Origin of the sequence: Pseudonocardia terrae (assembly GCF_021343995.1) — a bacterium.
GTDB classification, from domain to species: domain Bacteria; phylum Actinomycetota; class Actinomycetes; order Mycobacteriales; family Pseudonocardiaceae; genus Pseudonocardia; species Pseudonocardia terrae.
In genome coordinates, this window is sequence record NZ_JAJTTE010000073.1 from 22,839 (window position 1) to 29,094 (window position 6,256).

The window sequence follows — 6,256 nt, forward strand, 5'->3', positions numbered from 1 at the left end:
ACATCGGTGTGTGATCGCTCGCGCCGCGCGGGTCCTCGGTCTGCGACTCGCCCTCCGGTTCCTCTTCGGACTGCCGCGGCCGCTGAAGAGGCTGCTGGCGGGGCGCGAGGTGCGCCTGGAGGGCCAGCTCCTCGACCTCGACCTGCAGCTGCTCAACCGGGCCGGGGAGTGGCTCGCGCGGCTGACCGCGGCGAGCGGGCAGATGGGCGCGGCGGCCCTGGCCGAGCAGCGCCGACAGGCCGACGACGCCGCCGAGCTGGCGGCCGAGGGGCTGTTCGACGACGTCGTGACCCGGGACCTGGAGGTCGCGGGCGCCGACGGGCCGATCCCGGCCCGGCTCTACGTGCCGCCGGGCCCGCACGGTCCCGCCGGTCGCTCCGGCCTGCTCGTCTACTTCCACGGCGGGGGGTTCGTGCTGGGCAGCATCGCCTCCGCCGACCCGCTCTGCCGCCTGCTCGCGGCGCAGGCCGGCGTCCGGGTGCTGTCGGTGGAGTACCGGCTCGCACCCGAGCACCCGTACCCCGCCGCGCTCGACGACGCCCTGGCCGCCTACCGCCACGTCCTCGCGCACGCGGAGGACCTCGACGCCGAGAAGACGCTGGTCGCGGTGGGTGGCGACAGCGCGGGCGCGAACCTGGCACTGGTGGTGGCGCACGAGCAGGCGGTGCGGGGCGAGCCCGTGCCCGCCTTCGTCGTGGCCCTCTACCCGGCGACCGACGCCGACCGGACCGGCGGCTCGCGCGTCGCGTTCGGGTCCGGGTTCGGGATCAGCGCCGAGGTGCTCGCCGCGATGGAGCAGATGTACCTGCCCGACGGCGTTCCTCCGGACGACGACCGCGGCGCCATCCTGCGCGCCGACGACCTGTCCGGCATGCCGCCGGTCTACCTGGCGACCGCGGGCTTCGACCCGCTGCGCGACGAGGGGGAGGAGCTGGCCGAACGGCTGCACGAGGCGGGTGTCCCGGTCGTCGCGCGGCGGTTCCCCGGGCTCATCCACGGCTACGCCAGCTTCACCGCGATCAGCCGTGCCGCCCACGACGCCACCTTCGACGCCGCCAGCGCGCTCAGGGCCGGGCTCGCGCTGGCCGACCGCGAGGCCGCCCCGCTGCGCACGGCCTGAGCTACGCCTGGGCGTGGGTCCCGAGCTCGTCGAGCACCTTGTCCGCGGCGATCGGACCGATGCCGGAGTACCACAGGTCGTCGGACACCTCGTGCGCACGGCCCTGGGCCACCGCCGGGACGGCCGGCCAGAGCGGGCCGCCGAGCACGCTCGCCTGGTCCTTGCCGCCCGCCGCGCCGTAGGCGGCGTAGAAGAGCCGGTCGCCGTCGGCCTGGCCGATCTGCTCCGCGGACACCTCGGCGAACGTCCCCGGGACGCGCTGGCTCGCGGGCCGGGCCAGGCCGGCGTCGGCGAGGATCGTGCCGATGAAGGAGCCCTCGCCGTAGAGCCGGACCGAGCCACCGGTGAAGCGGACCATGCTGATCGTGGTGCCCGGCGCGAACCGCGCGCCGGTCTCCTTCGCCTTGGCCCGGTAGTCGGCCAGGATCCGCTCCGCCTCGGCCTCCCGGCCCAGCGCCCGGCCCGCCACCTGCAGGTTCTCGCGCCATGCGACGCCGACGCGCTCCGCGAACACTGTCGGCGCGATCGCGCTGAGCTGCGGGTAGAGGGCCTCGTGCCGGACCTTGTTGGACAGGATCAGGTCCGGCCTCAGGCCCGCGATCGTCTCGAGGTCGAGGTCCGCCTGCGTGCCGATGTTCGTGACGCCGGTGGTCCGGTCGGCGAGATAGCTCGGCAGCGGGCCGTCGGCCACGGGCGAGGTCGCCCCGACCGGGGTGACGCCGAGCGCGAGCACGCTGTCCAGCTCGCCGGTGTCGAGCACCACGACCCGCTGCGGGGCCACGGGAATCTCGGAGGTACCCATGGCGTGGACGACGGTCCGCGTCGCCGGCGGGGAGCCGGTCGCGGTGTCGTCGGACGATCCGCACGCGGCGAGTGAGCAGGCCAGGACGAGCCCGGCCAGGACGGACATGAGGCGACGCACCACAGCTCCCGAGATCGTGAAGGGTTGCCTGACCTTACCGGGCAGATCGGACCTTCTTCGCTGTGATCGAGCCCGCTCCCGTCCCGGTGAGTGCTCCGTCACTTTCCGACGTCGTAACGGGCCTCTCGACAGTTTCGATTGATGGCGTGGCGGCGCTCTTCCCCGGCGCGGACGCCGCCCACTTCTCCCCGGTGCGACCAGCAAGAGCAAGAGGCAATGAGCACGTTTCCCGGCGACGCGTCCGTCGACTTCGTCAAGCAGGCCCCGGCCGACCGGCTGCCCACCCTCATCCGCACCCGGTCGGGCTATCGCGTGTTCGATCCCATGCTGATCGCCGGGACCCATTATCAGATCGACGACTCCGGCACCCTCGTCTGGACGCGGCTCCCCGCGGGCTCGACGGCGCTCGCCGTCCTCGCGGTCGGGGCCGTCTCCGGGCTCCTGCTGGGCGACGGCTGGCTCCTCACCCTGATGTGGTTCGCCGCCGGTGTCGTGGTCGGTACCGGCCTGGCGGGGCTCGTGCTCACGCTCGTGCACGCGATGGACAGCCCCGAGCGCCGCTATCGCAACCGGACCTGCGGAGCGCCGTACTCCACGGACGTCACCGACCGCGGATCGCGCGCCTGGGAGCTGTGCGTGCAGGCCGAGCGCCTGGCCGCCACCCGGTCCTGGGTCGCGGGGCGGGTCGACCGCGGGCGTCAGCTGCCCGAGCTTCTGTGGGCGGGCGTGCTGGGCTCCGGCTGGGCGGCCGAGGAGATCGGCCGCATGGCCAACCCGTCCACCGGCCCGGACCTGCGCGCGCCGGCCTGATCACGACCACGGCGTCACGGGACGCTCCTGGCGTCGCCCGTCGACGACGACGTCGAGCCGTTCGGTGAAGAAGCAGACGAGGTCGCGCACGTGGGCGGCCTCGTGCAACGGCTCCAGGTAGGTCCAGGCCAGGTCCGGCACACGTCGCTCGCCGGCGGTCACCGTCCAGTACGACGCCTCGCCCTTGTAGGCGCAGCGCGTGCGGGTCGGGGTCGGCTCGAGCGGCGCGACGACGTCCTCCCGGGGCAGGTAGTACCGCGTCGGCAGCATCGTCTCGAACAGCAGCACCGGCCGCCGCGACGCGGCGAGCAGCACGCCGTCGAGCTCCAGCCGGACGTGCCGCGACGAGGCCAGGACGTCCACGCGGTGGAACGGGTCCCGGGGGTGCGAGACGTTCGGCTCGTCCTCCTCGAACCAGGCGTCGAACGCGTCGAAGTCGAGGACGACGTACCCCGCGAGGTCGGGATCGGCGAGCCGGAGCGCGGCCACGCTCCGGGTTCCGGTCACGACGTCGACCGGCCGCCCGTCCGCCGTGTGCACGCCGAAGGGCACGGACGGGTCGAGGACCGGCCGGTCGGAGACCGAGGCCAGGGTGACGCCCCGCGGGTGCGCGCTCGTCGGCGTGTCGGCCGGCGTGAGGCGCGCCGCGACGTCCTCCTCCGGCACTGCATAGCTCGGTACGACCCGCCGCGGCTCCCACAGCAGCACCGCCCGGGTGGAGTCGACCACCGTCTCCCCGCCCAGGCGCGCCCGGATGCGCTTCGCCACCGGCTCGTGGCGGGTCTCGTCGAGCGTGGCGAACAGGGCCGCGTGCTGCAGGACGCTCATGCGGGCATCCTCCGCGCGTCCGTCCGGTCCCGCGCCACCTCCGGTGGATGAGCGGCCGTCTCACACGTTGACCAGGACGATGCCGGTGGCGACGACCGCGGCGGCGACCGCACGCCCGGTCCCGAAGCGCTCCCCGAGGAACACCGTGCCGATCACGGCCCCGACGACGATGCTCGTCTCCCGCAGGGCCGCGACGGCCGCGGTCGCCCCACTCGTCTGGGCGACGAGCACCAACCCGTAGGCCGCGATCGACACCAGTCCGCCGCCGAGGCCCGCGAGCACCACCGGCCGGGTCACCGTGAGCAGGCCCCGCTTCCTGCGGGCGAGCGCGATCACGGGCATCACCGGGCCCTGGAGCAGGAACATCCACGCCGCGTAGACCGGCACCGGTGTCGTGCCGACCGCCGTGGCGTCGACGACGGTGTAGCCGGCGATGAGGAACCCCGTGGCCACGGCGGCGCCCAGGGCGGGCAGCGTCGCGCGCGAGATCCGTCCCCCGTCGAGCGCCAGGCTGATCAAACCCACGGAGATCACCACGATCCCGGCCAGCTGCACTGCCGGCAGGTCGTGCCCCAGCGCCACCTCGAGCACCGCGACCACCCACGGAGCGGTTCCCCGCGCGACCGGGTAGACCTGGCTGAACTCCCCGAGCTGGTAGCTCGCCCACAACAGCAGGACGTAGACGACGTGGAGGCCGGCCGAGGCCAGGACGAACGGCCACGCCGCGGCGGGCGGCGGCCCCAGCGCGAGGACCGCGACCCCGCCCACCAGGACATAGGCGGTCCCGATCAACGCGAACCCCACGAGACGGTCGGGAACGCCGTGGGCGACGGCGTTCCACACCGCGTGCAGGACCGCGGCCAGCAGCGTGAGCGCGACGACCCCGGCGGACAACCCATGGCCACCGGTGAGAGCGAGTGGTGCGAGAGCAGCGAGGACGGGTGCCACCGATCAGGCTCCTCGGCGTCGGTCCCGTCCGGAGACGGGCACGTCGAACACGGAGCCCTCGGGGCTTCTGTCCCGTCAGGTGTCGGCGCCCCGACAAGGTCGAGTGGCCGTGGCGCCGCTCGGTCCAGACCCCGACCACCCTGGTTGTGGGTCGGGCGGCGGGCAGCGGGCGGAACCCTAGGCGCAACCACGTGCTGGGTGGGACCGTACTCGCCTGCCCCGTCCGTCGCAGGGAGCGCGGCATCGGAGTGCCGGTGCTGCGTACTCCCAGCGCTGCGACCTGCCGGACCGCCGGGAGAAGGGGCGGGCCCGATGCGTTGACGTTCGAGGAGGGACGTGTGGGCGACCGCGACGGTCCGACGACGTGCGTAAGCGTGAACCCGCGGCCGCGGAGTAGCCGATCGAGGCGGGGACGACATCGCGGTCCGCGCGCGAGGCAAGGCGGCACCGTGGGCTCGTGGATCGGCGGCGGTGGGTGGAAGGAAGGTCGCTGGGCGGCTGCCCACCGGTCCAGCGCACGGGGTGTGCGTCCGAGGTCGCCGTCGAGAGGCCCACGGCGGGGAGCGGCGGGGAGCGGCGGGGACGCGGCCGAGGTCGGGCGGGTCGAGGAAGACCACGTTCTCGTTGCGCTACGGCGCCGGGCGCACTCGAGTCGAGTGCGTCCCCGGCTCCGCTCCCGAAGGCATACGGGATCGCGTGGGGTCCCCAGGGACGATGGCGCCTACGGACGGTGGCGGCGCCGCGTGGGTCGAGCCGGAGCGCCCTCGTCAGAAGGGCGGCGGCTCGTCGAGGTCGGTGGCCGGTGGAGGTGGTGGTCGGGGTTCCTCGAGTGTGGTCGGGGGTCGCCAGACGATCAGGGGTGGGTCGGGGCGGTCGTCGCTCTCGTCGGTCTCGCCGTCGGGGTCGGGGTCGGCGCAGCAGCCGTCGTGCTCGGGTGGGACGGGCAGTGGTGGGGGTGGTGGCGGGAGCAGGGGTTCGGCGCGGGTGCGGTAGGTGCGGCCGAGCGGGCTGCGCCAGAGGAACACGCCGGGTTGGGGTTGGGTGAGGGTCCAGCCGCGGTGTTTGAGGCCGTGGTCGTGGCGGCAGATCGGGCCGAGGTCGTCGGCGGTGGTGGGGCCGCCGTGGGCGTGGTCGCGGGTGTGGTCCAGGTCGGTCGTCCGTGCCGGGGCCAGGCAGCCGGTGAAGGTGCAGTGTCGGTCGCGGAGCTCGACGTGGCGGCGTAGCCCGGTGTGCGGGAACCGGGCGGTGGGGTTGTCGTCGAGGGTGCGGCCGCGGGCGGTGAGGATCTCGGCCAGCACCGGGCGCCAGGAGTCCGGTAGGTCGCTGGCGGGGGCGGTGAGGCGGGTGAGCAGGTCGGCGTCGACGAGCAGGTCGACCAGTCCGGGCGCCGCCGGGTCGGTGGGCGCGCTCGGGGCGGTGAGATCGCTGAGTTGTGGTCGGGTGCGTAGGGCGCCGGCGCGGATGAGGCGTCCGTCGGGTCCGGTGAGGGCGTAGCGCCAGGGCGCGCGGTGTTGGTTGGCGACGAGCCGGCGGGCCCGCGAGGCGGGCAACGGGCCGAGCGCGGGCAGGGTGGCGGGGCGTTCGTCGAGCCCGAGCAGGGTGGACAGCGCGATCTGCACGTGCACCCC

The 6,256-nt window shown here is 74.4% G+C and carries 6 protein-coding genes; 2 read left to right on the top strand and 4 right to left on the bottom strand.

Going from position 1 to position 6,256, the window contains the following annotated elements:
* Positions 1-10 precede the first annotated feature (10 nt).
* Positions 11-1,120 (top strand): alpha/beta hydrolase, encoded by a 1,110-nt coding sequence (locus LWC33_RS31195; protein ID WP_233308293.1) that lies wholly within the window; start codon positions 11-13, stop codon positions 1,118-1,120.
* Between the two features lies 1 nt (position 1,121).
* On the opposite strand, the gene LWC33_RS31200 is transcribed toward LWC33_RS31195, so the two are convergent.
* The gene (locus LWC33_RS31200) at positions 1,122-2,030 is read right to left on the bottom strand and encodes an ABC transporter substrate-binding protein (protein WP_233308294.1); all 909 of its coding nucleotides are present in this window, start codon (positions 2,028-2,030) and stop codon (positions 1,122-1,124) included.
* A 228-nt stretch (positions 2,031-2,258) separates the two neighbouring features.
* Between LWC33_RS31200 and LWC33_RS31205 the strand changes: the two genes are divergently transcribed.
* The gene (locus LWC33_RS31205; protein ID WP_233308295.1) at positions 2,259-2,852 is read left to right on the top strand and encodes a hypothetical protein; all 594 of its coding nucleotides are present in this window, start codon (positions 2,259-2,261) and stop codon (positions 2,850-2,852) included.
* Here the strand turns inward: LWC33_RS31205 and LWC33_RS31210 are convergent, their stop codons facing one another.
* The 3 genes from LWC33_RS31210 to LWC33_RS31220 all read right to left on the bottom strand — a co-directional run.
* The gene (locus tag LWC33_RS31210) at positions 2,853-3,680 is read right to left on the bottom strand and encodes a DUF427 domain-containing protein (protein ID WP_233308296.1); all 828 of its coding nucleotides are present in this window, start codon (positions 3,678-3,680) and stop codon (positions 2,853-2,855) included.
* 60 nt (positions 3,681-3,740) lie between these two features.
* Positions 3,741-4,628, bottom strand: coding sequence for an EamA family transporter (locus tag LWC33_RS31215; RefSeq protein WP_233308297.1), 888 nt, complete (start codon positions 4,626-4,628; stop codon positions 3,741-3,743).
* Positions 4,629-5,395: 767 nt separating this feature from the next.
* The coding region (locus LWC33_RS31220; RefSeq protein WP_233308298.1) for an HNH endonuclease signature motif containing protein at positions 5,396-6,256 on the bottom strand (861 nt) is incomplete at its 5' end.

What these genes read in the sequence shown, in the direction of transcription:
- LWC33_RS31210 (WP_233308296.1), bottom strand. Translation starts at nt 3,680, where the DNA reads ATGAGCGTCCTGCAGCACGCGGCCCTGTTCGCCACGCTCGACGAGACC.
- LWC33_RS31200 (WP_233308294.1), bottom strand. Translation starts at nt 2,030, where the DNA reads ATGTCCGTCCTGGCCGGGCTCGTCCTGGCCTGCTCACTCGCCGCGTGC.
- LWC33_RS31205 (WP_233308295.1), top strand. Translation starts at nt 2,259, where the DNA reads ATGAGCACGTTTCCCGGCGACGCGTCCGTCGACTTCGTCAAGCAGGCC.